The 23,456-nt window shown below is 40.0% G+C and carries 22 protein-coding genes and 1 pseudogene; 10 read left to right on the top strand and 13 right to left on the bottom strand.

Annotation, left to right across the window (positions count from 1 at the left end; genetic code table 11):
- Window positions 1-100: 100 nt before the first annotated feature.
- The 8 genes and pseudogenes from B9T36_RS02560 to B9T36_RS02590 all read right to left on the bottom strand — a co-directional run bounded on the left by B9T36_RS02560 (window position 101) and on the right by B9T36_RS02590 (window position 7,256).
- Window positions 101-1,555: an alpha/beta hydrolase family protein gene (locus tag B9T36_RS02560; RefSeq protein ID WP_086208003.1), complete on the bottom strand. Its 1,455-nt coding sequence runs from the start codon at window positions 1,553-1,555 to the stop codon at window positions 101-103.
- A gap of 108 nt (window positions 1,556-1,663) precedes the next feature.
- A complete protein-coding gene (gene ubiA / locus B9T36_RS02565; RefSeq protein WP_086208004.1) occupies window positions 1,664-2,545 on the bottom strand; it encodes a 4-hydroxybenzoate octaprenyltransferase in 882 nt (293 codons plus the stop codon).
- Window positions 2,542-3,027 (bottom strand): chorismate--pyruvate lyase family protein, encoded by a 486-nt coding sequence (locus B9T36_RS02570; RefSeq protein WP_086208005.1) that lies wholly within the window; start codon window positions 3,025-3,027, stop codon window positions 2,542-2,544. The genes ubiA and B9T36_RS02570 overlap by 4 nt, the downstream gene beginning before the upstream one ends.
- Before the next feature lie 86 nt (window positions 3,028-3,113).
- A complete protein-coding gene (locus B9T36_RS02575; protein WP_086208006.1) occupies window positions 3,114-3,389 on the bottom strand; it encodes a hypothetical protein in 276 nt (91 codons plus the stop codon).
- A gap of 89 nt (window positions 3,390-3,478) precedes the next feature.
- Window positions 3,479-4,894 carry a type I glutamate--ammonia ligase gene (gene glnA / locus B9T36_RS02580; protein WP_171264393.1) on the bottom strand — a complete coding sequence of 472 codons (1,416 nt, stop codon included), beginning with the start codon at window positions 4,892-4,894 and terminating at the stop codon, window positions 3,479-3,481.
- Window positions 4,895-5,777: 883 nt separating this feature from the next.
- Window positions 5,778-5,957: a hypothetical protein gene (locus tag B9T36_RS18930; RefSeq protein WP_139841338.1), complete on the bottom strand. Its 180-nt coding sequence runs from the start codon at window positions 5,955-5,957 to the stop codon at window positions 5,778-5,780.
- Window positions 5,958-5,967: 10 nt separating this feature from the next.
- Window positions 5,968-6,456, bottom strand: a pseudogene (locus tag B9T36_RS02585) (DUF2280 domain-containing protein).
- Between the two features lie 80 nt (window positions 6,457-6,536).
- Entirely contained in the window at window positions 6,537-7,256 is a 720-nt protein-coding gene (locus tag B9T36_RS02590) for a hypothetical protein (protein ID WP_139841339.1), read from the bottom strand.
- Between the two features lie 148 nt (window positions 7,257-7,404).
- Here B9T36_RS02590 and B9T36_RS19200 point away from each other — a divergent pair, with 148 nt between their 5' ends.
- The 4 genes from B9T36_RS19200 to trpC all read left to right on the top strand — a co-directional run bounded on the left by B9T36_RS19200 (window position 7,405) and on the right by trpC (window position 10,222).
- Window positions 7,405-7,632, top strand: a complete 228-nt coding sequence (locus B9T36_RS19200; protein ID WP_086208009.1) for a hypothetical protein — start codon at window positions 7,405-7,407, stop codon at window positions 7,630-7,632.
- Between the two features lie 119 nt (window positions 7,633-7,751).
- Entirely contained in the window at window positions 7,752-8,336 is a 585-nt protein-coding gene (locus B9T36_RS02600; protein WP_086208248.1) for an anthranilate synthase component II, read from the top strand.
- A 16-nt stretch (window positions 8,337-8,352) separates the two neighbouring features.
- Window positions 8,353-9,399, top strand: a complete 1,047-nt coding sequence (gene trpD / locus B9T36_RS02605; RefSeq protein WP_086208010.1) for an anthranilate phosphoribosyltransferase — start codon at window positions 8,353-8,355, stop codon at window positions 9,397-9,399.
- A gap of 16 nt (window positions 9,400-9,415) precedes the next feature.
- The gene (gene trpC, locus B9T36_RS02610; protein ID WP_086208011.1) at window positions 9,416-10,222 is read left to right on the top strand and encodes an indole-3-glycerol phosphate synthase TrpC; all 807 of its coding nucleotides are present in this window, start codon (window positions 9,416-9,418) and stop codon (window positions 10,220-10,222) included.
- Between the two features lie 117 nt (window positions 10,223-10,339).
- Here trpC and B9T36_RS02615 read toward each other — a convergent pair whose 3' ends face one another.
- On the bottom strand, window positions 10,340-12,997 hold the full coding sequence (locus B9T36_RS02615; RefSeq protein WP_086208012.1) for a LuxR C-terminal-related transcriptional regulator: 2,658 nt from the start codon (window positions 12,995-12,997) through the stop codon (window positions 10,340-10,342).
- Window positions 12,998-13,352: 355 nt separating this feature from the next.
- Here B9T36_RS02615 and B9T36_RS02620 point away from each other — a divergent pair, with 355 nt between their 5' ends.
- From B9T36_RS02620 to B9T36_RS02645, 6 genes are all read left to right on the top strand, one after another.
- Window positions 13,353-13,847 carry a 2,4'-dihydroxyacetophenone dioxygenase family protein gene (locus B9T36_RS02620; protein ID WP_086208249.1) on the top strand — a complete coding sequence of 165 codons (495 nt, stop codon included), beginning with the start codon at window positions 13,353-13,355 and terminating at the stop codon, window positions 13,845-13,847.
- Between the two features lie 72 nt (window positions 13,848-13,919).
- Entirely contained in the window at window positions 13,920-15,554 is a 1,635-nt protein-coding gene (locus B9T36_RS02625) for a long-chain fatty acid--CoA ligase (protein WP_086208013.1), read from the top strand.
- Window positions 15,555-15,591: 37 nt separating this feature from the next.
- Entirely contained in the window at window positions 15,592-16,413 is an 822-nt protein-coding gene (locus B9T36_RS02630; RefSeq protein ID WP_228146957.1) for an SDR family NAD(P)-dependent oxidoreductase, read from the top strand.
- 254 nt (window positions 16,414-16,667) lie between these two features.
- Window positions 16,668-17,354 carry a Smr/MutS family protein gene (locus tag B9T36_RS02635; RefSeq protein WP_086208014.1) on the top strand — a complete coding sequence of 229 codons (687 nt, stop codon included), beginning with the start codon at window positions 16,668-16,670 and terminating at the stop codon, window positions 17,352-17,354.
- A 93-nt stretch (window positions 17,355-17,447) separates the two neighbouring features.
- Complete coding sequence (gene folE / locus B9T36_RS02640; RefSeq protein WP_171264403.1) at window positions 17,448-17,996, top strand: GTP cyclohydrolase I FolE; 549 nt, start codon at window positions 17,448-17,450, stop codon at window positions 17,994-17,996.
- A gap of 87 nt (window positions 17,997-18,083) precedes the next feature.
- Complete coding sequence (locus B9T36_RS02645; protein ID WP_086208016.1) at window positions 18,084-18,443, top strand: cupin domain-containing protein; 360 nt, start codon at window positions 18,084-18,086, stop codon at window positions 18,441-18,443.
- 56 nt (window positions 18,444-18,499) lie between these two features.
- Here B9T36_RS02645 and B9T36_RS02650 read toward each other — a convergent pair whose 3' ends face one another.
- From B9T36_RS02650 to B9T36_RS02665, 4 genes are all read right to left on the bottom strand, one after another.
- Entirely contained in the window at window positions 18,500-19,876 is a 1,377-nt protein-coding gene (locus B9T36_RS02650; RefSeq protein ID WP_086208017.1) for a diguanylate cyclase, read from the bottom strand.
- Between the two features lie 195 nt (window positions 19,877-20,071).
- Window positions 20,072-21,955, bottom strand: a complete 1,884-nt coding sequence (locus tag B9T36_RS02655) for a DUF4105 domain-containing protein (protein WP_086208018.1) — start codon at window positions 21,953-21,955, stop codon at window positions 20,072-20,074.
- 68 nt (window positions 21,956-22,023) lie between these two features.
- The gene (locus B9T36_RS02660) at window positions 22,024-22,494 is read right to left on the bottom strand and encodes a DUF3015 family protein (RefSeq protein WP_086208019.1); all 471 of its coding nucleotides are present in this window, start codon (window positions 22,492-22,494) and stop codon (window positions 22,024-22,026) included.
- Between the two features lie 150 nt (window positions 22,495-22,644).
- Window positions 22,645-23,442 carry a DUF817 family protein gene (locus tag B9T36_RS02665; RefSeq protein WP_171264404.1) on the bottom strand — a complete coding sequence of 266 codons (798 nt, stop codon included), beginning with the start codon at window positions 23,440-23,442 and terminating at the stop codon, window positions 22,645-22,647.
- Window positions 23,443-23,456: the final 14 nt, after the last annotated feature.

Genomic DNA, 23,456 nt, shown 5'->3' on the forward strand with positions numbered 1-23,456 from the left:
AAGCCTATTTTTCACATATTAAAATTTCAATGGGCCAACACTATAACAAAAAGAGCCTTAATCATGAGGCTCTTTCTACAATCAAATCATTCCATCTATACTATGATGGCACGATACCTGTGCAATGTTGGTTGCTACTCGCATCTTTTTCTGCATCAGTTAACACTATACCTGTCCCCGCAGACATATAAGTCTGTATAAAATCAACCGCATTTGCATTTTGACAAACAATAGCTTGGGTGTGACTCGCATTCGGTACAATCGTTAATTTATAACCATCAGCATAAGCCTGTTGTGGGAAGTAGCTGGTCGCGTTCGCTTTCATGTTTGCATATAAGGCTTGTGTTACCACAGGCAGTACGGCTTGATCATTTGCACCTTGAATAATAAATACAGGAGTTTTAATCACTTTCGCAGCAGTCGCATTAGTTGCAGGCTGATTATCAACCAAGAATTTCTGAACCACTGGATCTGATTTCATTTTATTTAAATCAATACCATACTGTGAAGTCCAATGGGTTGGATCTGCCAAAAACTCTACAACGCCAGCTTTAAATTGTTCTTGTAATCCATTGGCACTATTCGGTTCTGGATAACTCAAACAGGCACCATCATCACCATTACGACCATACGCACTTTCTGCAATATCAGCAGCATCAGCGGTAAAGATATTTTTTAAATCATAATCAGGTTGATACGCTTTAATACCTGAGCTTGCCAGTGCTGCATAAGCCAAAAGTTCAGCATAACCATCTGCAATTTGATCAATTGTCGCTTGTCCTTGTTCTGCTGTAATGATCTTGTTTGCAACTGCATAACGAACCTGTTGTAATTGCTCATCTAACCTATTAAGACCATGTGCTTTGGGCACGCCATTCGTATCCAGATTAAACTGTGGATCAAGATAAATTTGAATAATTTGCCCTAGACTAGATGCAGGTGCACCTGCTACTGCCCCCTTATAAGTTGTATCTGTATTGGCAAATTCTGCTGTACCCAAAGAAGCATGCCCACCTTGTGATTGACCAATCGACATCCAAGCGCCATTTAACTGCTTACCGTAATGCTCTTTTGCCGCTTTTACCGCTGCAATTGCGGAATTAGCCTGACTAGATAAGTTCAAATAAGGATGTACACCTGGTGTACCCAACCCCTCATAATCAGGGGCAACAATGACATAACCTGCAGCCAATAAGCTATTTGCTAAAATTTTGAAGCGAGGATGAATGACGTTTTTACTTGGGGCACAATCATCTGCACCTCCAACCGTTCCATGCTCCCAGACCACCACACGATAACCATCTTTAGGTTGAGTTACCTGTGGAAATAAAACCATTGCCGTTGCGGTCGCTGTCTTCCCCTGCACATTCGTCAGGTTATAAGTCATGACTTTAATAGATGAACTATTTTCCACGGTATCTAAAGCATAGTTCCCTTCAGACACATAGCTTGATTGTTGATGTGAACTAGACGAATTGTCATCATCATTACAAGCGGTTAAAGACAGTGTTGAAACAGCAACTGTCAGGGCTAAAGCTATTTTCGAATGTTTCATAAAATATCCTTTTTTGATCATTGTTTTTTAAGCATGAAACTACATGCCATTTTATTAAGGCATAAAAAAAGCACCCTGTATAGGATGCTTTTTGAACAAAAGTTTATTTTAAATATTTAATTCTAAAAAGATTCCAACAAAAATAATCAAACCTACCCAACGATTATGACGAAATGCCCAAAAACAACGCTGTGGATTTTTGTCTCTGGTTTTAGTCCATTGGTAAAGAAAATCCAGCATAACCATAAATAATGCTATTAAACCAAACGGTATCAATAAACTTTCTAAGTAAAGTGCCGTCCCAATTAAGACAACACTCGCAACTTGTAATAGCGCAATAATTTGAATATCAAAACGACCAAATAGGATGGCTGTTGATTTCACCCCAATTTTTAAATCATATTCACGGTCAGTGATTGCATACTGAGTATCGTAAGCAACTGTCCAAGCAAGATTGCCAAAATACAATAACCAACATGTAAGGCCTAAAGGCTCTCCAACAGCGGTATAGGCCATAGGAATTGACCATGAAAATGCCGCACCCAAAAACACCTGTGGCAAATGGGTATAGCGCTTCATAAAAGGATAAATAAAGGCAAGGAACAACGCGCCAAAGGAGCAATAGAACGTTTCAATTGGTAAAAACAACAACATACAAGCACTAGCGAAAACCAAAGCTAAAAACACATAAATTGCTTCTTTAGCGCTAATAATCCCTGTTGCTAATGGACGTGTCTTGGTGCGTTCTACATGTGCATCAACTTTACGGTCAGCAAAATCATTGATGGCACAGCCTGCTGCACGCATAAAAATTGTGCCTAAAATCATCGGAATTAAGATGTTTAGAGTCGGCATACCTCGGTTAGCAATCCATAATGCCCACATGGTGGGCCAAAATACCAACTCCGTACCAATTGGCTTGTCAAAACGACATAAATAATAATAGGCTTCTAAACGTTCACGCCAAGTAATCTGATGTGCAGCGGTCATGACTGTCCTTCACTTGCTGAATTTTGCTTCTGCAAGAACTGTTCAAAGCTCGCTAAAAACGTTTCTTGAACAATAAACTTGCAGCCATGCCAAGTATAACAGCTCTGTCTTGTCCAGCCATCATCCAACCAAATAACACGGCGTTCACATGCTGGATTGGTACGCTGAAATAAAAACCAACCTATAGGTTTTTTTCCAATATGTTTAAATAGTCGAGCACGACCTTGTAAACTTAAAATCGGAAAAATACTTTTAGCTTTAACCCAAGGCTCTGCATCACTGCCATATAAAAAACTTTCTCGCACCCATGAAATATGCTGATACGGCATATTCATCCATTTAGCATCAATAAATTGAAGACGCTGAAAATGCTCTTTGGTAGGTTGAACCCTAAACGCTCCATCTGCCAAATCCGTTAGTTGTTGCGTAAGTGAACCCGAAGCATATAACCATGTTTTTAGTTCCGTTGGAATCTGCTGCATAAGCCTACCTGTACCATTGATTTTACTGCGCACTTCACGCTTATTGAGTTATGAAAATGCCTTTGATGCTATTCTAAGATCAGCCACTAACAATTATCTGTCTTTGCAATGGTTTCAAATGTACCTTGTGGTGTTTTCACTAAAATAAAACCTTCGGCACTCAAATAAAAACTTTGGGGATAATCATAATCCAATGCCAACTCAGGGCTTTTCAATGCAACAAACTCTGCCTGCTTATAACCTTCAGAGGTACGACCAACTTCGATATACGTCACCATCGAAAAATTTAACTTAAACCCTTTGTCATGATTCTTAGGGTCAACCCAAGGATAAAAACTGGTGTGCTTCTTACGTTGTGCCATCACTCTCATCACTTTTTTTCAAGTTAAACAGATGATACAAAAAAACCCGCGACTAACGCGGGTTTTTTTCAGTGAAATTCAGTTCAGAATTACAAGCTGTAGTACATATCAAATTCAACTGGGTGAGTTGTCGTATTCAAGCGACGCACTTCTTCAGTTTTAAGTTCGATATATGCATCAAGCATTTCTTTAGTGAATACACCACCTTTCAGTAAGAATTCATGATCCGCTTGAAGCGCTTCAAGAGCCATATCTAGGCTGTGCGCAACTGTAGGGATTTTTGCTTCTTCTTCTGGAGGAAGATCATATAAGTTCTTGTCAGCAGCTTCACCTGGGTGAATCTTGTTTTGAATACCGTCGATACCCGCCATCAATAATGCTGCGAAACCTAAGTACGGGTTCATCATTGGATCTGGGAAACGAGCTTCAATACGTTTGCCTTTCGGGCTAGAAACGTAAGGAATACGGATAGAAGCAGAACGGTTACGTGCTGAGTAAGCAAGCATAATTGGTGCTTCGAAGTGTGGAACTAAACGCTTGTACGAGTTAGTAGAAGGGTTAGTAATTGCGTTCAATGCGCGAGCATGCTTGATTACACCACCGATGAAGTAAAGCGCCATCTCAGAAAGACCAGCATATTCATCACCAGCAAACAAGTTCTTGCCATCTTTAGAGATAGACATGTGAACGTGCATACCAGAACCGTTATCACCCACCATTGGTTTAGGCATGAAAGTTGCGGTTTTTGCATATTGGTGTGCAACGTTCCAAACAGCATATTTGAACTGTTGTACTTCGTCTGCTTTACGAACCATTGTATTGAAGCTTACACCAATTTCTAACTGGCAAGATGCAACTTCGTGGTGATGTACTTCTACACGACCTGGGCCCATGATGTCTTCAATACGTGCACACATATCAGCACGCATGTCATGTGAAGAGTCAACTGGAGGAACTGGGAAATAACCACCTTTCACACGTGGACGGTGACCAGAGTTACCTGATTCGTAATCTTTACCTGTAGACCAAGCAGCTTCTTCCGCGATCAATGTATGGCGTGCGCCAGACATGTCAACTTCCCACTTCACTTCGTCAAATACGAAGAATTCTGGTTCAGGACCAAAGAATGCAGTATCACCAATACCTGTCGATTTTAGGTATTCTTCAGCACGGCGAGCAATCGAACGTGGATCACGGTCATAACCTTGACCAGTTGATGGTTCGATAACATCACAAGTAACAACTACTGTTGGCTCAGCGAAGAATGGGTCAATAAAACCAGTTGCAGCATCTGGGCGTAAGATCATGTCTGATGCTTCAATGCCTTTCCAACCCGCAATTGAAGAACCATCAAACATTTTACCGTCTTCAAAAGTATCTTCATCGATAGTATCTGCTGGGTAAGTTACGTGTTGCTCTTTACCCTTCGTATCCGTAAAACGGAAATCGACCCATTTTGCACCACTTTCTTGGATGAGTTGTAGGACCTTATTCGCCATGCTCATTTTACTCCGATGATTTTTTGTTGCACTCTTCAGTGCGTGTTAGTAGTTGGTTCTTTTAAAGCAATTACCGTACCAACTTTAAAAAGCTTAGCTAAAATGTTGAATTCCTTATTAGAATAACCGTTTTGAAGCGTTTGCTTTTACTCTATTATACTGAGCTAAAAACTAAATGCACCATATTCACGCATGCTTCATGATATTTAATCTAAAAGATTTTCAGCATGATTCATAATGGTGCGTTTTTGTATTTTCTGTGCTTTTTTTACTCATTTTTTCTAAAATATGCGAGTATATCGTCCATTATTTTGATCTTTATTTCTATATATTGCACATATTTCCAAATGAAGATTATCTAAAAAAAATTGCATATTGATTACAAGTATATGTTTTTATATGAAATAAAAAAACAACAAAGCATCATACACAAGTAGCTACAAGCCGAATAGTTCAGTCTATTCAAAAAAATATGCTCTGTTTTGGTGACATTTTACTGGTGATTGAACTGTGCTTACACCTTCACTCTACTTTATCGCCATTCACACACCAAAATCACACATAAAATCAAGTCCAGTTGCTGTTTGCCCCAAGACTATAATGAAAACATTCACAAAGCAGACAATAGACTGAATTATACAAATTTCATAAGCACTTTCGCCCTACCATTAAGCTCGCTTTGCATAGTGAGATACAACAACATCAATAAAAAAATCGACATTTAGCCAAGCATTTGACCGATATAAAATGAAATTTCAGCTTTGAGTAGAGCAACATCTATTTCTTCAATATATATTTTTGAGTACAAGCCTCTTTGGCTTTATCGCGATGAACTTTGACCAGCACATAATCATTTTCTTTCCATGTCGCCAGTGGTTGTACTTCACTGCTATAAATACCCTTTGTTATTCAGGTTGAAACTCGCAGTAAACTTATCTGTACTATGGGACGCAAATACTTTTTTAAGTACCCCCAAATTCATACTGTAGCCATCATCTACGGTTTTATCGCTAACGTTATAGACCAATGACCAGTATGGGCGAGCCAGCTCGATTTCTATTCTGTTCATACTATTGACTTCAGTTTTTTAAATATTTTTGTCTATACCTAAAGCAAAAATAGTTATTCAAATTTTTCTTGTAGCTCTCAGTTGAAACATTGGAATTTAAAGTCTCGATTGGCTTGCCATCTTTGCCCGTGATCTCTTGCTTTGTTACACGGCCATCCGTTTCTTGGAAGGCTTGTTTCAGTAAATTCTGTTTAAGCCCTTTGTTTTTCCTGAATCATCGTACATACCTTGAAGCTCTTTAAGGCGAAATGCCTTGTTAGCTATCGCAATGTCTTCGATATTTGCTCGGAAGTCTTTGCATGTGCGGGTAAACAAGTCTTTTAATTTCTTACTGAGATTTCGACCTGCAACCTTGGTTGGGTCATAAAGTGCTACCTGTTGGCGTGTGATTTCAATCTTATATTCTTGCTTTACAGCTTTTACTACTTGTTGAGGGAGTTTCAAAGTATGCAAAATACTGAATTATAAACATTTTTACAGGATCATTAAGTGCTACCATAAATACCCCTTTATATAGCTACGTATAACAAGATAGCCAAAAAAGACCGGCGATTGCCGATCTCTTTTACTTAAATCACTTTAGATTTCAGCCTTATGTATAGCCGTATTTATATCTTCAATATATTTCTTGGTACAAGATTCAATTGCTTTGTCGCGATGTACTTTAACAAGTGCATAATCATTTTCTTTCCACGCCTCTAATGATTGCGGTCCGCTATTATAGCTGCACGATTTGTTATTCACGTCAAAATTCACTGTGAAATTATCTGCACTATAAGGAGCAAATGCTTTTGTAATCACTCCAAAATTCAAACTATAGCCGTTTTCTATATTCTTATCGCTTGAGTCGTAAACCAATGACCAGTATGGGCGAGCTGCCACGACAGCAATACTGTTAATGCTATTTACTTCAGTTTTTTGAATATTTTTATATGCTCCCGAAGCCACATAGTCCTTTAGATTTTTATTAATATCTTCTTGTGGGTTTTGAAGTTTAGATCTGTCTTGAATATCTTCAATCACATTCCCAACCAGCTCGTCTTTATAAATTGCCGTATTACTACCCAATAAAAGTAGTTTAGCTACTTGAGCTGTAGAAGTTTTAGCTCTTGTACCGCGTGTAATAATTCTTAGCTCTTTAGTATAAGCGTATTTATCATCTACTTTGCTGGTTGAACTACCAGTGTTTCCCTGTTGATAGTGTGGCAGAGATGCCATAGCTTGTGATGCACTCCCTGCTTGAGTAAACCCACTGCAAATACATAATAAAATAGAGCTAGTTACTATTCGTAATTTCATCGTTTATTTTCTTCTTTGTTTCTTCAATTAAGCGTCAATAATATACATTAAATATCTGAATAATTTAAATTAAATCTTTTATGTAGTTCAATTAATCACACAGTTCCCACAACACGCAGATAAAGTTGATTCTGCAGTTCTAGAGCGCATGACTAATGCTGTTGAACAACTCTTAAAGCAAAATTTAATTGAAAGGTGCATTGGGCGACAAGAGTTTGCTCACATGCTAAATATTGAACCTGAAACACTAGATTCACGTATTCGAGAGGGTCGGTATAATAAGCCATGTAAGGATGGCCGAAAGAGCTACTGGCTTCTTTCTTATGTTCAGTCAGTTGTTACAAATACATCAGAATCTGATACAGTAGCCGCCTAATAAGTGGCTTTTTTCAGGCCTTCACTTATTAATAACTTTATGCAAAGTGAGTAACATTGTGAGAAACACTATTTAGCAATGTTAATTACTATAATAAATTTCAAGAGGTTATGCTCAAAATGCTTCTCATGATCGACAACTATGACTCTTTTACATACAACATCGTCCAGTATTTTGGCGAGTTAAATCAAGAAGTAAAAGTAGTGCGTAATGATGCCGTGACATTAGAAGATATTGAGCGATGGCAACCTAAGTATCTGGTGATTGGTCCTGGCCCATGTTCACCATCAGAAGCAGGAATTTCCATTCCAGCTATTCAGCACTTTGCTGGAAAAATTCCATTATTAGGTGTGTGCTTAGGACATCAAGCAATTGGTCAAGCTTTTGGCGGCGATATCATTCGTGCCAAAAAAGTAATGCATGGTCGTTTGTCTGATATGCATCACTCCAATAAAGGCATTTTTAGCAACCTGCCGTCTCCATTTTCAGCAACGCGCTATCACTCACTGGTGATTGATCAAGCAACTTTGCCTGAATGCTTAGAAGTGACCTGCTGGACCAATGAAACAGATGGTTCCATTGAAGAAATCATGGGTGTAAAACATAAGACGCTTGCCGTTGAAGGCGTTCAGTTTCACCCTGAATCTATCTTGAGTCAGCATGGCCATCAAATCTTTAAGAACTTTTTAGAAATTTATGCATAAATGAGTGCAGTGAAAAATGAATATTCAACAGGCTTTAAATAACATCACCAAAAATATTGAATTGACCCAACCGCAAATGGAAGAGGTCATGCGTACCATCATGAATGGTGAAGCAACAGATGCCCAAATTGGTGCACTGATGATGGGTTTACGCTTAAAAGGCGAAAGTATTGATGAAATTACCGCCGCAGCTCGTGTCATGCGCGAGTTTGCCATCAAAATTGATGTCAGTGATGTGCCTTATTTAGTCGATATTGTAGGTACAGGTGGCGACGGTCAGAATTTATTTAACGTCTCGACCGCATCTGCTTTTGTGATTGCAGCAGCAGGTGCAACCATTGCTAAACATGGTAACCGTGGTGTTTCAACCAAATCAGGTTCATCTGACTTGTTAGAACAAGCAGGCATCCAGCTTGACTTAAACATGCAACAAACTGAACGTTGTATTCGTGAAATGGGCGTTGGTTTCTTGTTTGCACCAAATCATCATAAGGCCATGAAATATGCAGTCGGCCCACGTCGTGAGTTAGGCATCCGCAGTATTTTCAATTTACTCGGCCCGCTTACGAATCCGGCTGGGGTAAAACGTCTAGTGATTGGCGTCTTTTCGACTGAATTGTGCCGTCCAATTGCAGAAGTCATGAAACAACTGGGTGCAGAACATGTCATGGTGGTTCATTCTAAAGATGGTTTGGATGAAATTAGCCTTGCATCAAGTACCTATGTGGCTGAACTGAAACATGGTGAGGTGGTCGAGTGGGAAATCCAACCTGAAGATGTTGGTATCGAATCGCAAACCTTAACCGGTTTGATGATCCAAGACTCTGCGGAAAGCCTGACTTTGATTAAAGATGCTTTAGGTAAAAAGAAATCTGAAAAAGGTGAAAAAGCAGCCAATATGATTGCTTTAAACGCAGGTGCTGGTCTGTATGTCTCAGGACTTTGCACCAGCTATAAGCAAGGTGTGGCTTTGGCACATGACATTATCTATGGTGGTCAGGCTTTAGAAAAAATGAGCATCCTTGCCGAATTCACTAAAACTCTTAAACAATACGACGCTTGATAGACAGGATTTTGTCATGGTAGATATCGCAAATACGATTTTAGGCAAAATTGTAGATCGTAAGCAGGAAGAGTTTGCTGCACGCCTCAAACAACGTAGCTATAAAGATGTTGAAGAATGGGCACTTGAGGCAACGCCTGTACGTGGTTTTGCTCAGTCTTTACTAAGTAAAAAACCTGGTGTGATTGCTGAAATTAAAAAAGCATCTCCGTCTAAAGGGATCATTCGTGAAAACTTTGATCCTGCTGAAATTGCGCAACAGTATGAAGCAGCAGGCGCAGCCTGTTTGTCTGTGCTTACTGATGCCGACTTCTTCCAAGGTGCCGATGAAAACATCCAAATTGCACGTTCTCACTGTGGCCTACCAGCATTGCGTAAAGACTTTCTAATTGACCCTTATGGGGTGATTGAAGCACGTGCTTTACATGCTGACTGTATTCTTCTGATTGTGGCGTGTTTATCTGATCAACAACTCGAAGAAATGTCCAAAACAGCTTTTGAGCAGAATTTGGATGTGTTGGTTGAAGTACATGATGAAGCAGAGCTTGAACGTGCACTACGCCTCTCTGAACGTTGTTTGTTAGGTGTAAATAATCGCAATTTAAAAACCTTTGATGTCGACCTAAACACCTCGATTCGTTTGAAAAAACTGCTTGAACCCTCACGTTTACTGGTCACTGAAAGCGGTATTGCAACACCTGCAGATGTGGCAATGATGCAAGAGCATGACATCCATGCTTTCTTGGTCGGTGAAAGTTTTATGAAACAACCACGACCTGACCACGCTTTCACTGAGCTGTTTGGAACACCCGAAACACTCTAATCAAAATTTCAGGGTAAGAGCTAAGTCTTGCCCTGAATACTTTGTGATATGTCCTTTCAAAAAGCTGTTGAAGATCTTGTCAAATAACACCACCTACAAAACTGATGCGATCTCAAATTATTCAATTAAACCCTGTTTTTTGGCTTCATTCACTGCTTCCATTCTCGATCGTACCTGTAGCTTGTTATAGATTTTACGCAAATGCCACTTCACCGTATTGATGGATAAAAAAATCGACTCGGATATTTCTGCATCAGTACAGCCCTGACTTAATTTTTCCAGAATTTGTATTTCACGCTTCGATAAAGGTTCAACCTTCGTGCTATTTAACGAAACACCCCCACTGGTTTCAGTTTGATGCAACTTTTGTAAGTGCTGGATATACGCTATAAGCGTGGTCAGATGTTTTTGTTGCTGTCGAGCTAGATGCTGACTTAAATCAGCTAACATATCCCAAATGAACGGATGCTCATCTAAAATGACGCGCACAGCGTGTGTGGGCATGAGTCGCTCAAGCGCTTGTTGTAAATGGTCTAAAGCCTGTTCAGCCTGTTTCAACTGATATAGTGCTAATGCCAGTAAAACTTGAACTCGTGCCTGCCGTATAGGATAAATCTTAAAAAAGTCTAACTGTTGACTAAGATACTCTACAGCGAGCCGTACTTGGCCTGTAAAAATTTGTGTGCGAATAGGAATTAAATCGTCCCCACGTAGCAAATGAGTAAAATTTAGAAAAGGTTTAAAGGTGCCTTGTCCAACGTCAGCCAAGTCTGAATAAGGGTTTAACTGTTGTTGCACATAAAGTTGCACCGTATGTGCAAGTCGTGGAAGTGACCATTGACTACTACGGGTATGGGCTTGATTTGAACACAGCTGTATTGCGGCCTGATCTTGGCGCAAAGTCGCTAAACGCATCTGAAGAATATAGCCGACCATAACCATATCAGGCATGGCCAAATGGTCACCGCCATTGAAATCAATTAATGCATCTTCAACCTGCGATATTCGATTCATTTCATAATATAGATCGGCTTTAAAACTACTCAGAATATTCATAATGGCCGCTTTATTATCCGCATCTAAGCCTAGATTACGGTATTCGTCACTTTGCCCAATTTGACTAAATTTCTCTGCTGCAAGTGTTAAATCTCCAAGCAAATAGTCACATAAAGCATCAACACAATCGACCATCGCTAAACCATATAAGTTATGGCCTTGCAAATAGAGAATACGCGTCTGTAAGAGTAGCTTCCGCCCTTCAGTCATATGTCCTGAACAAATCTGATAGAGCGCCCCAATCCCAATAAGCGGAGCACGAGAAAAATAGGCTGTGCTTGCCAGTTGTGCCAAGTTTTGCTGTGCTTGTGTATAAGCGAGTTCCAACTTATCTTCCAAGACGGCAATTAAAGGCGCTAAACCCAATTGGTCTTCATGTTGTAACAAAGCCTCATGCTGATCAACACTATGCCAAAGCTGTAGATAATGATTGGCTAAAGTCGCTTGATGAGTCAGCACCAGAGACCAAATAATGTCATAGAGTAACTTAGGATTTTGCAGCAAAATAGCATCTGGTAACTGTTTGACTAACTCCAAAAAAGTATAATGTCGCCCTTCTAAAATTAATTCACGACAAACTGAATTGAGCAAAGACAGAATCAGTTGTTGATCTTCTGCCTGCTGAGCATGATAGATCGCGTCCATCAAATAACGTTGCTGCTTAAACCATTCTGCTGCTTTACAATGCATTTGTTTATAGCAGTCGGGTTGTAAAAGTTTAAACTTCGCTTGTAGAAAATCTCGAAATAAATGATGTATGCGATACCACATTCTTTGATCATCTAAAGCTTGTATAAACAGACTCTTTTGACTGATAGCATCTAGCATTTGCTGTGCAGTATTGTTCGCTGTAAGTGCAATCACCAATGCCACATTCAGTTTTCTCAAGACACTAATTTGCAATAAAAATTGTTGAATCTCAGCATCCTGCTGTAAAAAAACTTGCTCACTCAAATAATTAACAATCTGATGATGCGCACCATTTAAATTTTGAATAAACCCATGAATATCTTGATTTTCCTTCAAATATAAATTGGTAAGCTGAATACCTGTAAACCACCCCTCTGTTTTATGGATCAGTTGTTCAGCCAATTCAGGGCTTAAACTTACATGATCGAAATTTTGTTGTTGTAAAAAGTGAATTAACTCAGGGCTTTCTTGCGACTTGATACTTAAATGCTCTTCCGTTACCCATTTTAAGCGTCCTAAGAGATACTCTTTGACAAAACTCCAGTTTGGTTTAACCCTTGAAGCAATCACCAAATGGGCATTTTGAGGTAAATATTGATATAACCACCACAGGATATTTAAGCTTTCTTGGTTGTCTAAAACATCAAGTTCATCAATAAATAAAACGGTATCAATCTCTATTAAAGCGACTTGTTGGGCGAGTTCAATAATATGTTGCTTATGTATTTGACCATGTGCAATGGCGACTAACTGCTCTCTGGGAAGTAGTGCCAATTGTAAATACTGATATAAACGAATGGGGTCATTATCATCACTATCTAAAGTTAACCAACCCACTCTTTTTCCATTTGCAGCAAGCCTTTCACTCAGTTGGTACATGAGTGTCGTTTTTCCATACCCAGCTGCAGCATGTATAAAAACCAAGGAAGACTGACAATAATTCACCATCTGACTGAGCAGTTGAGGGCGTTGCATGGCTCGGTCACTTGCCATGCTTGGGCGACTGAGTTTGGTCTTTAACACTTGCATTTTTTATTCATCCAATCTTTCTGATTACATTGTTGCAGCAACCTTCATTTCCCTGAATTTTGCATAAAACACAACACTGTCATGGAGTGGTCATCTTAAGTCGATTCTACACCAAATACACTGATAAATTAGTCTGGCCTGTTTGATGGAATAAGGTGATATTGAGCCAAAATCATGATCCCCCATACCTTAAACCATTCTTTTGGAGTTTAGCTAAAGCATAGAAAATCCATTCTTTCGAATGGTTTGCATCCTCTACAAGATTGTTATGCTCAAAAAGTGGAAATCACAGGTATCTATATTTCAAGAAATTGATACCTGTTTTTTAAAATTGAAGACATACATGGAGTTTGTCATGAGCATTGCACAGTCAATCAAACATCAAGATCGCTTATTAACAATGAACATTAAAGATGGCGAAATCAAAAATGCTTTACCAGGTGTACACGTAACACCGTGCTTTTTAGATCCTGATAATGGTAAATGGGTGATTTATGCACGCTTTGATGCAGGTACAGTGCTACCGCGCCATTTCCATACAGGTGTTGTACATTTTTACACCACAGCAGGTTCTTGGCATTATGTCGAATATCCAGAAGATGTTCAAACTGCGGGCAGCTATTTATTCGAACCTGCAGGTTCCATCCACACCTTAGCAACACCTGACGGGGCTGAAGGCTTTATGGTAATTGATGGTGCAAATGTGAATTTGAATGATGATGACTCACTCATGTTCATTATGGATGCAGGCTGGATTGAGCGCACACTGCATGTGATAGCAGAACAAACAGGACAGAAAATGCCAGGTTATATCAAGCCTGGCTCAGAAGTTGTAATGAGCGCTCAATAAAAGCCGAAAGGTTTTTAACTCACCTTAAAAAACTCATTTATAAAACAATGACTCAATCCAAGGATGACCGAAATGTTTGGCAAAATGATGCACCAATCTTTGTTAATTAGTAACTTAATTGAGCATGCTGCAAGATATCATGCTGATACCACCATTATTTCTCGAGAAGTCACTGGACAAATCACCACAACCAATTGGCACGAAGTTCAACAAAATAGCAAACGTCTTGCTCACGCATTGAAATCATTTCACCTTGACTTAGGTGACCGCCTTGCCACGATCGCATGGAACAATCACCGCCATTTAGAGTCTTGGTATGCAATTTCAGGGAGTGGCTATGTTTGTCATACCATTAATCCACGCTTATTCCCCGAGCAGCTGATTTTTATTATTAATGACGCGCAAGACAAAGTGATTTTCTTTGACTCAACCTTTTTACCTTTAATCACTGCGATTCAAGACAAGGTACCCACTGTAGAAAAATTCATTTGCTACGGTTCACCTGATGAAAAAGTCTTGGCCGTACTACCAAATGTCATTTTCTATGATGAGTTAATTCTAAATCAATCTACTGACTTTAACTGGCCACAGCTGAGTGAAGAAACTCCAAGTTCATTATGTTATACCTCAGGTACAACAGGTAATCCTAAAGGAGTGTTGTACAGCCATCGTTCTACTTTACTGCATAGCATGGCAATTGCTTTGCCAGATTCTTTAAATTTATCTGCCAATGATACGGTCATGCCTGTGGTGCCAATGTTCCACGTAAATGCATGGGGAGTCCCCTATGCAGCAGCCATGGTAGGTTCAAGTGTTGTCCTTCCTGGACCAAATCTTGATGGGGACAGCCTAGTCAGCTTAATTGACGACTATAAAGTAACCGTGGCTTTAGGCGTTCCAACCATTTGGCAAGGTTTACTGGCAACGGCGAAAAAGCGTGGCACAACTTTAGCCAGTATGAACCGAAATGTCGTTGGCGGTGCCGCTTGCCCACCATCCATCATTCGCGATTTTAAAGACAATTACGCATGTGACACCATTCATGCTTGGGGCATGTCAGAAACTAGCCCACTTGGTACAGTCAACCAGCCTAAAGCAAAACATGCCTCTTTAAGTGCTGAAGAGTTTGAACAACTGCGTTTGACGCAAGGTCGTCCACCTTTTGGTGTTGAACTCCGTATTGTGGATGGTGATAGCCTGAGCCCATTGCCAAACGATGGTCAGACCCAAGGCAATCTACAAGTCCGTGGTGCTTGGATTGTTGATCACTATTTCAATCAAGAAAAAAGTGCCACCACAGCAGATGGTTGGTTTGATACAGGCGACATCGCTACCCTTGATGCAGATGGCTATATGACCATTTGCGACCGTGCCAAAGATCTGATCAAATCAGGCGGTGAGTGGATTTCTTCAGTTGAAATTGAAAATATTGCCGTCGGCCACCCTGAAATTCGTATGGCAGCAGCGATTGCCGCGCGTCATCCAAAATGGGATGAACGTCCAATTCTAATTGCCGTGAAACAAGAAAACTCAACGCTAACCGAAGAAGAAGCACGGGCCTATTTTGAAAATAAACTTGCGCGTTGGCAGATTCCTGATGCAGTCATTTTTGTGGATGCTTTACCCATTAATGGTACGGGGAAGATTGTAAAAGCTGAACTTCGTACACTGTTTGCGGATGCATTACTCCCAAGTGAAGTGATCTGATCGCCCTAACAATTAAAATACACATCAGGAGATTGAAATGAAAAAGAATATGAAAACAGCATGGGTTACTGGCGGCAGTAGTGGTATCGGTCTTGAACTCAGCAAACGCTTACTTCAAGACCGCTATCAAGTATGTATTTTTGCTCATACAGGGATTGAAGAAGCGGTTATTGACTTACAAAAACGCTCACCTGCTGTATGTGGATTTGAAATTGATGTACAAAATGAAAATACCCTACAGGCAAAATTTGCAGAAGCCGTTACTGCCTTTGGTCCGCCTGATCTACTGATTAACTCAGCTGGAATCGTGGTTGCCAAATCCTTTGAAGACATGAGTGCTGAGGAGTTTTTACGTCAGATCAACATCAACCTTGTCGGGAGCCGAAACGTAGCCCATGCTGCATTAGCATATCTCAAGCAAGCCGTTCAACAAGGTAAACACCCTAAACTAGTGTTTATTGCCTCTGCTGCAGGTTTAGTTGGTTGCTATGGCTATACAGGCTACTGCTCTTCTAAATTTGGGGTGGTTGGCTTGGCTGAAGTATTGCGTATGGAACTTCGCAGTCAAAATATTGATGTCGCTGTAGTCTGTCCACCAGAAGTGGATACGCCGCTCGTGGCAGAGGAACGTAAAAATGGTTCTCCAATTACAGCAGCCTTAAAGCAACTCGGAGGTAGCATGCCCGTTGAAAAAGCCTGCGCAGAAATTTACGATGGAATTTTATCTTCTCAATTTATGATCATCCCTGGCACTCAAGCCCGTATACTTGCAAAAATTTCACGTGTTTTGCCTGATGTATATCGTGGTCAAATTGATAAAAAGCTCGATAAAATCATCAGTCGCTTACACGCAAGCTAAGTTGCCTAAAGTATAAGCAATACGCCAAACTTGAATCTAAGTCATGTGTTGAGCCCTATCGGGACAACATTGACTTAGATTCAATGATTTTCAGCCTCTGATAAAAGCGATACTTAATCTCATGTTTTTAAAATAACCTATCATTTTCCCTTCAATTGATTACTATTCCCTATAAGTGCAATTCAGTTCAAATCATTGCAAATTCAGACTATAATTACTACCTCATTCCTTATTTTGCGTATTTTTCTGACCCTATGAGCAAACATGATTCATCGCTTTCTAAAGAGCAGTTTAATTTACTGAAAGACTTTAAAAAGCAGATCACCAATCCGCATTCGACTGCCATCAAACAGTCTGAAGCCAAAGCTCAAGTCGCTCAAGCTGAGCCAGAAGATGATTTCGCGTTGTTTCAAAAACAAATGCACGGTGTCCAGAAAATGGAGACTGCAAATATTGCCAAAATAGAAAAAAATCCAAAGAAAAAAATGGATGCACAAACTTTAGCTAAACGTGCGGCAGCCGAAGGTCCAATGCAAACTGATGCAACTGAGCTGTCCGATACTCAAGCGATGCTCAACCCTGTAGCGAGCCAAGCAGCGCTCAGTTATCGTATTGCTACGCTACAACATAAAGTATTTGAAGACTTAAAAGCAGGTAACATCCGCTGGTTTGAAGCTGTTGATTTGCATGGTTGTACCGTTGAAGAAGCACGTGTGGCTGTCTTGCAAATTATTCAAATGGCGAAAGATGAAAATCAAAATGTGATTAAAATTGTACATGGTAAAGGTCCAGAAGCCATTTTAAAAACCTATGTGAATGGCTGGCTACGCCAACACCGTGATGTCCTCGCTTTTGTAAGCGCTCCAGAAAAACAAGGTGGTACTGGTGCTGTTTTAGTCTTACTTAAACGCAGCGAGAAAAATCCAAAGTTTAAACAGTAATCGGATTTTAGTCCAAAACAAGGCATTGCAATAGTTTTCTGCTACAATGCCGTCCTTGTTCAATATCAGTGTAAGTGAACACGTCTTATGTCTATGCAGCAATCCTACGCTAACATTCTAACTGCCGTTGGTGAAGACCTAAATCGTCCGGGTCTCCTCGATACGCCTATGCGTGCTGCTAAAGCTTTTTCGTATTTAACGTCTGGTTATAGCAAAAGCTTAGAAGAAGTGACCAACAATGCGGTTTTCCCATCGGACAACCGTGAAATGGTATTGGTTAAAAATATCGAATTTTATTCATTGTGCGAACATCATTTACTACCGTTCTATGGTCGCGTACATATTGCGTATTTGCCTGAAGGCCATGTACTTGGTTTGTCTAAATTTGCACGTATTACCGAAATGTTTGCACGTCGCCTACAGATCCAAGAAAACCTCACCCAACAAATTGCAGAAGCAGTTGCAGAAGTGACAGGTGCACGTGGTGTTGCTGTTATGATTGACTCAGCTCATATGTGCATGATGATGCGTGGTGTTGGTAAGCAAGAATCGACGACTCGTACGGTTTCTTTTATTGGCGACTTTAAAACCAATAAAGAAGAACGTCGCGAGTTTTTAAGTGCGGTTCCTGAAAGTTATTAATCTCTGCGGTATTCAGCCTCAACAGATGTTGGGGCTTTTTTATGCAAAACTTATCGCATGATTCTTTTTTGTTTAGAGAAATGAACAATGTCAGTAATTTGGTTAGCAGGTCATGGTTTAACCCAAGGCGAACACAGTATTGATTTTCCACGTCCAGACCGTTTAGTGCAAGGAAATCCTGAACGTCAAACCTACAGCCTATATGAGCATCCACATATGGCTTGCGGAATTTGGCATTGTGAAGTTGGGGCATGGAATATTCACTTTGCAGACAATAAACAAGAATTCTTTCAAGTCATGGAGGGATGTGTCCGTATTCATGATGCCCACACACAAAACGTCATTGAAGTAAAAGCAGGACAGGCAGGCATTATTCCACCAAGTTTTATTGGCACATTTGAAGTCGTTGAAGCTGTCAAAAAATACTATGTAATTGTTGAGGTATAAGTGCCTCAAGAAACGACTTTAAATTGTTTTGTGTTCTGAGTTTTTTAACCTATACCTTAAACACTCAAAAGTTTTTCACTTACATGAATACAGTTACGGCCATTATTTTTAGCCGTATACAGTGCTGCGTCAGCGGTGTCTAAAAAGCGCTGATAATCAGGATGACCATTATAAATGGTGCAACCAATACTCACCGTAAAGCTAAAGCTTTGTCCTAAAGGCGTTCGAATGGATGTCTCTTGAATACGGCTACGAATCGTTTCAGCAACATCCGAAGCCCTTTGGAGATTACTGTCAACCAAAAGTAATAAAAACTCTTCACCGCCAACTCGGAAAGCGTAGTCACTCCCCTTCGCCACATCCAACAAGACTTCAGCAATAAAACGTAAGGCCAAATCCCCTGCCGTATGGCCATATTTATCATTAATCCCTTTAAAATAATCTGCATCAATCGCCAGCAAACTTAAAGGTGCATCATTTCTACGAGCAAAATTAATTTCACGAGATACAATTGTACTTAAATAACGGCGATTAAGAAGCTGAGTCAGAGAGTCATTACCTGAGTCTATATATTCAGTCACTTGAAACAGTTGATCGACCAAGTGCTGAATCTGTCGGTTCATTTCACGAATGTCTTGAATACGCTCGATCTTTTGTGTTTGATCCTGGCAGTCAAGTACATGTAAATTCAGTGCATCTACTTGCTGAATCAAACCAATAATAGTCTCAACCTGTTCTGCACCTGTGAACGCATACGCGGCCTTATGCACAAACCACAAACCAAACTCAGACTTGGATAAAGCAATATGCTGTAACTGCGGATGCTCGGAAAAAACCTTGAACATCAACTCATTTTCCCAATCGAGTAAAATACTGCGCTGCTTATCTTTTTGCACGGCTACATCTTGCATTGCAGAAAATAAACGGTAGCTATGTTTTACTTCATGGCTCTGTTCGGTATTTGCCTCATAAGACCTACACATAATTTCAGTGGCAAAACCCATAATTTGCAGCATATAACTGAGCATTTGATGACTGTTTTTGAGCTGAAGTTCATCTAGTAGTTGCAAAATCTTGATTTCAATCTCACGAATACCACGCATGATCAACCATGAAGGAATGCCTACCCGCGCATGTACCTGTCCCACTTTTTGTTGTTTTTCGACTGCAGTAAAATAAGCTTGATTCAAAGCTACATCAAAGCTTTCAATCAACCATTGGTTTAAACTGTTTTTTAAGCGTTGTTGAATAATGTCATCTTTAAAGAAATCAGCCGCTTCAGGCTCCAAAACAATATTGCGATAAAATTCATTGACCAATACAAATGAATGCTGCTGTATGAAATTTTGCGCTTTAATGTGATCATTCACTGAATAATGTTGGCAAATTTTACCCCACTGCTCGGCCAACTTAGCCATGCATTCATCATTCATAAAGCCTACCTATTTATATATTTTGAGAATCGCTCGAAATTTATGTGATTAATATAACAAATTTTAATGCATATTTTCATCATCAAGGTAAGCTTTCAAGGTCTTATAAAAATCAAACACTGATATTTGTTTGTTTTAACAGCGATTCTAGACATAAAAAAAGCTCCATTCGTGGAGCTCTAAAACTAAGTTGTACTAAAAAAAACGGATATAACTCAGCCCAGTCTGATCCCAATCTTTGCCTTTTTGCTGTTGATACTGCCAATGAATCCGTAATGCATTTTGCTGATTCAATACATATTGCAGTTGAGTGTTCAATCTGACTTGCCATTGATGGCTATCTTCCCAATATGGCAATTCTACCTGTACCAAACTATTGACATGTTCAGTCCAAATGTTCTGACAGCCCAATGTTGGTCCAATCCCCATTCGCCAATCACGCTCTAGCGCTTTACCAACTTGAATCCGGTTTTGCAATTGGACATAACATAAATGCTTGCGATATTGGTCTGCTACACTATAACCAAACTGACTGGATAGATTGAATACACCGTGTTGATCCTGCTCACTAAATTCACCATTTCGCTCCAATGATTCTTGCTGCCATCCCACATTAAAGCCCCAACTTAAAGGAGTTTTAAATGCAGTTAATGGGCTATAAGCATTCACTTCTAACAAATTTAACTCTTGCAATTTCAGTCGGTCATCACGGTACTCTAGGCTACCTGCGAGGAACTTAAGCTGTGTGCCTAAACGAAAACCGCCTTGTGGGTCGATCAAATCATGATAGGCCTGTCGATGACTCAGTTGGAAGTACGAGTCTCCCTGTAACTTACCTCCCTCCAGTTGCAAAGTCCGTGCATGATGTCCTTTGACAGGATCTACTTTGGGAGTTTCAACCACTTTTCGCTGTTTTTCCAAATCAATTTGACTACGCAAACCCAATAATTCTCGAATGCGGGGCTGAGCCTCTTCTGCTGTAACTTTTTGCGCAATCAATTGTAAATATAGATGATCGTAAGCCATCTCTAAAATACGCGCTTGATCAACCAAAGAATACTGATTTAAAAATGTTGGCATTTGAGCAGGTGTTAATTGCACAATATGATTTGCAGCCACAGCCAAGCTCTGTCCATGTTGTTTAGCCTGTGCGAGTAATTGAGTTTCTAAGGCAGGACGGTAAGCACTTTCTGCAATTAAATCATTGTCATCCACAGCCTTAATGGTCTCAACTGGAATGGCTGTGGTTTTAAATTGCTGTTGTAAATTGATATCTGGACGAACCAAATCAATTAAACCCAGTACACGATAAGCACAATTGTCACTGATAAAGTAGTAAGGAAATTGCACATGTTTGAGCTCCCAAATATGCTCAACCATGGTTTTGGTTTCTTCAGGAGTCAGGGCTAACTCGTACTCCCACAGATCACGGCTTTCCAAATCACCATATTCTTTCACTTTTCGGTAGTACGGCATGAGCGAATACTCACCCGGATACTGCCCAGTTAATCCCTTCCACGCAAAAGAAAAACTGTCGCTATTGGCCACTGTCGCTGCATAATTTACCGCATAAGAGACTAAGTTTAGTTGTTTTTGGTCTTTAGGATCGAGCCTTAACAAAGTATGTCCAAACATTGAACTGGGATTACCCATAAAGTCTGTGGCGTAAATTAAAGTCGCCTTATACGGCTTAATTTGCCCAATCCATTCATCCAGTTCAGGACAGGATGCTTTAGGAAGTTGATTCGGTGCAATATCAAGTTGTCTTATGAGCCATTTTGAACGTGCAGGAAAGCGACACTGAATGGATTCATTCACGGCAGCCTGTGTAAAAAGTGCCACAATATTTGCATCAAGTTCTTGCTTGAGTTGGGTTTGTCCGTGTTCGCTATAGAAGAACGGGCGATAGGTCACTTCACTATTTCCCGAAGTATTCGCATACATCAAACGTTGCCAAGTCACATTTGAGGCAAGCTCAAGCTGATGGGCTTTTTCAATATAAAACTCTGCTGAGCGGGGTGCCTGAGCAAAGATCGTGGTGCTAAACAGCGCACTGGAAAAGAGGAGAAGCGATTTCATGCAGAGTTGAGTCTTCTTCTTTTTAGATATGAAAAACCCTGCCTTAAAGACAGGGTCTTATAGTGCAATTAAACGTATGCTTTTAATACGCTATCTGTTGCCATAACGGCTTGTAAAGATGCTAACACTTGAAGTGCATCTTGGTTTTCAGCCGAATAGATTTTTGCGAAGTTTTGTTTAGATACTTCAAAGAAACGCGCTTTATCTTCAGACTGAATATTGAGCAGTTCAGCCAGTACATTTAGACTTTCACCCTCACCGACTGCCATATCACGTGCCAAAGACTCTGCATTTTCATTGGTAAATGTTACTGCCTGAGCAGTCACCGTACCTGTACCGCTACAACCTAAAGTACCAAAGGTGATACCGAAAAGTTGGTTAGCAAAAAGACCGTTTGTGGTACCCGCTAAAATTTTAGCGACTTTGCCAGACTGCCCTTCCCAAATTTGTGAACCAATACCACAACCTACATCTTTATCTGCAAATGCAGCGGTAGAACCAATGGCCAAAACTGCAGCCAATGCCATTTTTTTCAACATAAGGTTTCTCCAGACTCGATTATCTCCGAGTATTTTTTATTGTTCCTATTGTTTGTGTATATTTTGAGCTACACACTTGTAAGATAGCTGTAACAAGCGCATAACGCAAAACAATTTACACTAAAGTAAAACAGACATTAAATCTCAATTTTAACGGTGTAGCGCCCAGTTGCCACGTAGGTCTCGTTTCCCTAAAATTTTTAGCACCAAAACAAGACTCAAGAGTAGCAATAAATACCAAGAGCCTAATTTACCCCAACCCACCATATGCCATGCATCGACTTGACTTGGGTACAACCAAATTTGGTAAAACGTACTGATATTTTCCGCAATCCAAATCATAAAAGCCAACAAGAGCAGTACAGGTAACATCGGCAGTTGAAAACGATGCTGCTGTAACTCAAAGCCAATCTTGGTTTTCCAAAACAGCACTACACTCCATGCAAATAATAGATAACGAATATCTGGAATAAAAAACTTGGACATAAAGTTGATATAAGACAACACAGCCAATATCAACATGGAGGAAAAACGAGGCAAGTATTCAAAAGAAACATGATAAAGACGTAATGAGCGCGCAAAAAAACTGCCCACAGCCGAATACATAAAACCTGCAAACAACGGCACGGTGAGAATTTTAAACACGGCGGGATGTGGATACTGCCATGATGCAATCTGCGGATGGGTCAAAAAAATTTCCATCAGCATTGCCATCACATGAAATAGCGCAATCACTTTGGCTTCGGCCCAAGACTCAAGTTTTAAATACAGTAAACATACCTGAATCAGCACCGCATAGAACAATAAATAGTCATAACGGAAAAAACCCCAATATTCCTGATTTGCCATACTTGCTGTGAATGCGAAAGCCAACAACAATAATATCCCAAATAAGGCAGCCGAAGCTGCCTTAGATGAGAACTCAAAACATGATTTTAAAATTGTGATCACGTATGAATCCT

The organism is Acinetobacter sp. ANC 4204 (genome assembly GCF_002135205.1).
Classification (GTDB): Bacteria; Pseudomonadota; Gammaproteobacteria; order Pseudomonadales; family Moraxellaceae; genus Acinetobacter.

Excerpts from the sequence above, each read along its gene's own strand:
- B9T36_RS02560 (WP_086208003.1), bottom strand. The coding sequence starts at position 1,555 with ATGAAACATTCGAAAATAGCTTTAGCCCTGACAGTTGCTGTTTCAACA.
- ubiA (WP_086208004.1), bottom strand. The coding sequence starts at position 2,545 with ATGACCGCTGCACATCAGATTACTTGGCGTGAACGTTTAGAAGCCTAT.
- B9T36_RS02570 (WP_086208005.1), bottom strand. The coding sequence starts at position 3,027 with ATGCAGCAGATTCCAACGGAACTAAAAACATGGTTATATGCTTCGGGT.
- B9T36_RS02575 (WP_086208006.1), bottom strand. The coding sequence starts at position 3,389 with ATGGCACAACGTAAGAAGCACACCAGTTTTTATCCTTGGGTTGACCCT.
- glnA (WP_171264393.1), bottom strand. The coding sequence starts at position 4,894 with ATGAGCATGGCGAATAAGGTCCTACAACTCATCCAAGAAAGTGGTGCA.
- B9T36_RS18930 (WP_139841338.1), bottom strand. The coding sequence starts at position 5,957 with ATGAACAGAATAGAAATCGAGCTGGCTCGCCCATACTGGTCATTGGTC.
- B9T36_RS02590 (WP_139841339.1), bottom strand. The coding sequence starts at position 7,256 with ATGAAATTACGAATAGTAACTAGCTCTATTTTATTATGTATTTGCAGT.
- B9T36_RS19200 (WP_086208009.1), top strand. The coding sequence starts at position 7,405 with ATGACTAATGCTGTTGAACAACTCTTAAAGCAAAATTTAATTGAAAGG.
- B9T36_RS02600 (WP_086208248.1), top strand. The coding sequence starts at position 7,752 with ATGCTTCTCATGATCGACAACTATGACTCTTTTACATACAACATCGTC.
- trpD (WP_086208010.1), top strand. The coding sequence starts at position 8,353 with ATGAATATTCAACAGGCTTTAAATAACATCACCAAAAATATTGAATTG.
- trpC (WP_086208011.1), top strand. The coding sequence starts at position 9,416 with ATGGTAGATATCGCAAATACGATTTTAGGCAAAATTGTAGATCGTAAG.
- B9T36_RS02615 (WP_086208012.1), bottom strand. The coding sequence starts at position 12,997 with ATGCAAGTGTTAAAGACCAAACTCAGTCGCCCAAGCATGGCAAGTGAC.
- B9T36_RS02620 (WP_086208249.1), top strand. The coding sequence starts at position 13,353 with ATGAGCATTGCACAGTCAATCAAACATCAAGATCGCTTATTAACAATG.
- B9T36_RS02625 (WP_086208013.1), top strand. The coding sequence starts at position 13,920 with ATGTTTGGCAAAATGATGCACCAATCTTTGTTAATTAGTAACTTAATT.
- B9T36_RS02630 (WP_228146957.1), top strand. The coding sequence starts at position 15,592 with ATGAAAAAGAATATGAAAACAGCATGGGTTACTGGCGGCAGTAGTGGT.
- B9T36_RS02635 (WP_086208014.1), top strand. The coding sequence starts at position 16,668 with ATGAGCAAACATGATTCATCGCTTTCTAAAGAGCAGTTTAATTTACTG.
- folE (WP_171264403.1), top strand. The coding sequence starts at position 17,448 with ATGCAGCAATCCTACGCTAACATTCTAACTGCCGTTGGTGAAGACCTA.
- B9T36_RS02645 (WP_086208016.1), top strand. The coding sequence starts at position 18,084 with ATGTCAGTAATTTGGTTAGCAGGTCATGGTTTAACCCAAGGCGAACAC.
- B9T36_RS02650 (WP_086208017.1), bottom strand. The coding sequence starts at position 19,876 with ATGAATGATGAATGCATGGCTAAGTTGGCCGAGCAGTGGGGTAAAATT.
- B9T36_RS02655 (WP_086208018.1), bottom strand. The coding sequence starts at position 21,955 with ATGAAATCGCTTCTCCTCTTTTCCAGTGCGCTGTTTAGCACCACGATC.
- B9T36_RS02660 (WP_086208019.1), bottom strand. The coding sequence starts at position 22,494 with ATGTTGAAAAAAATGGCATTGGCTGCAGTTTTGGCCATTGGTTCTACC.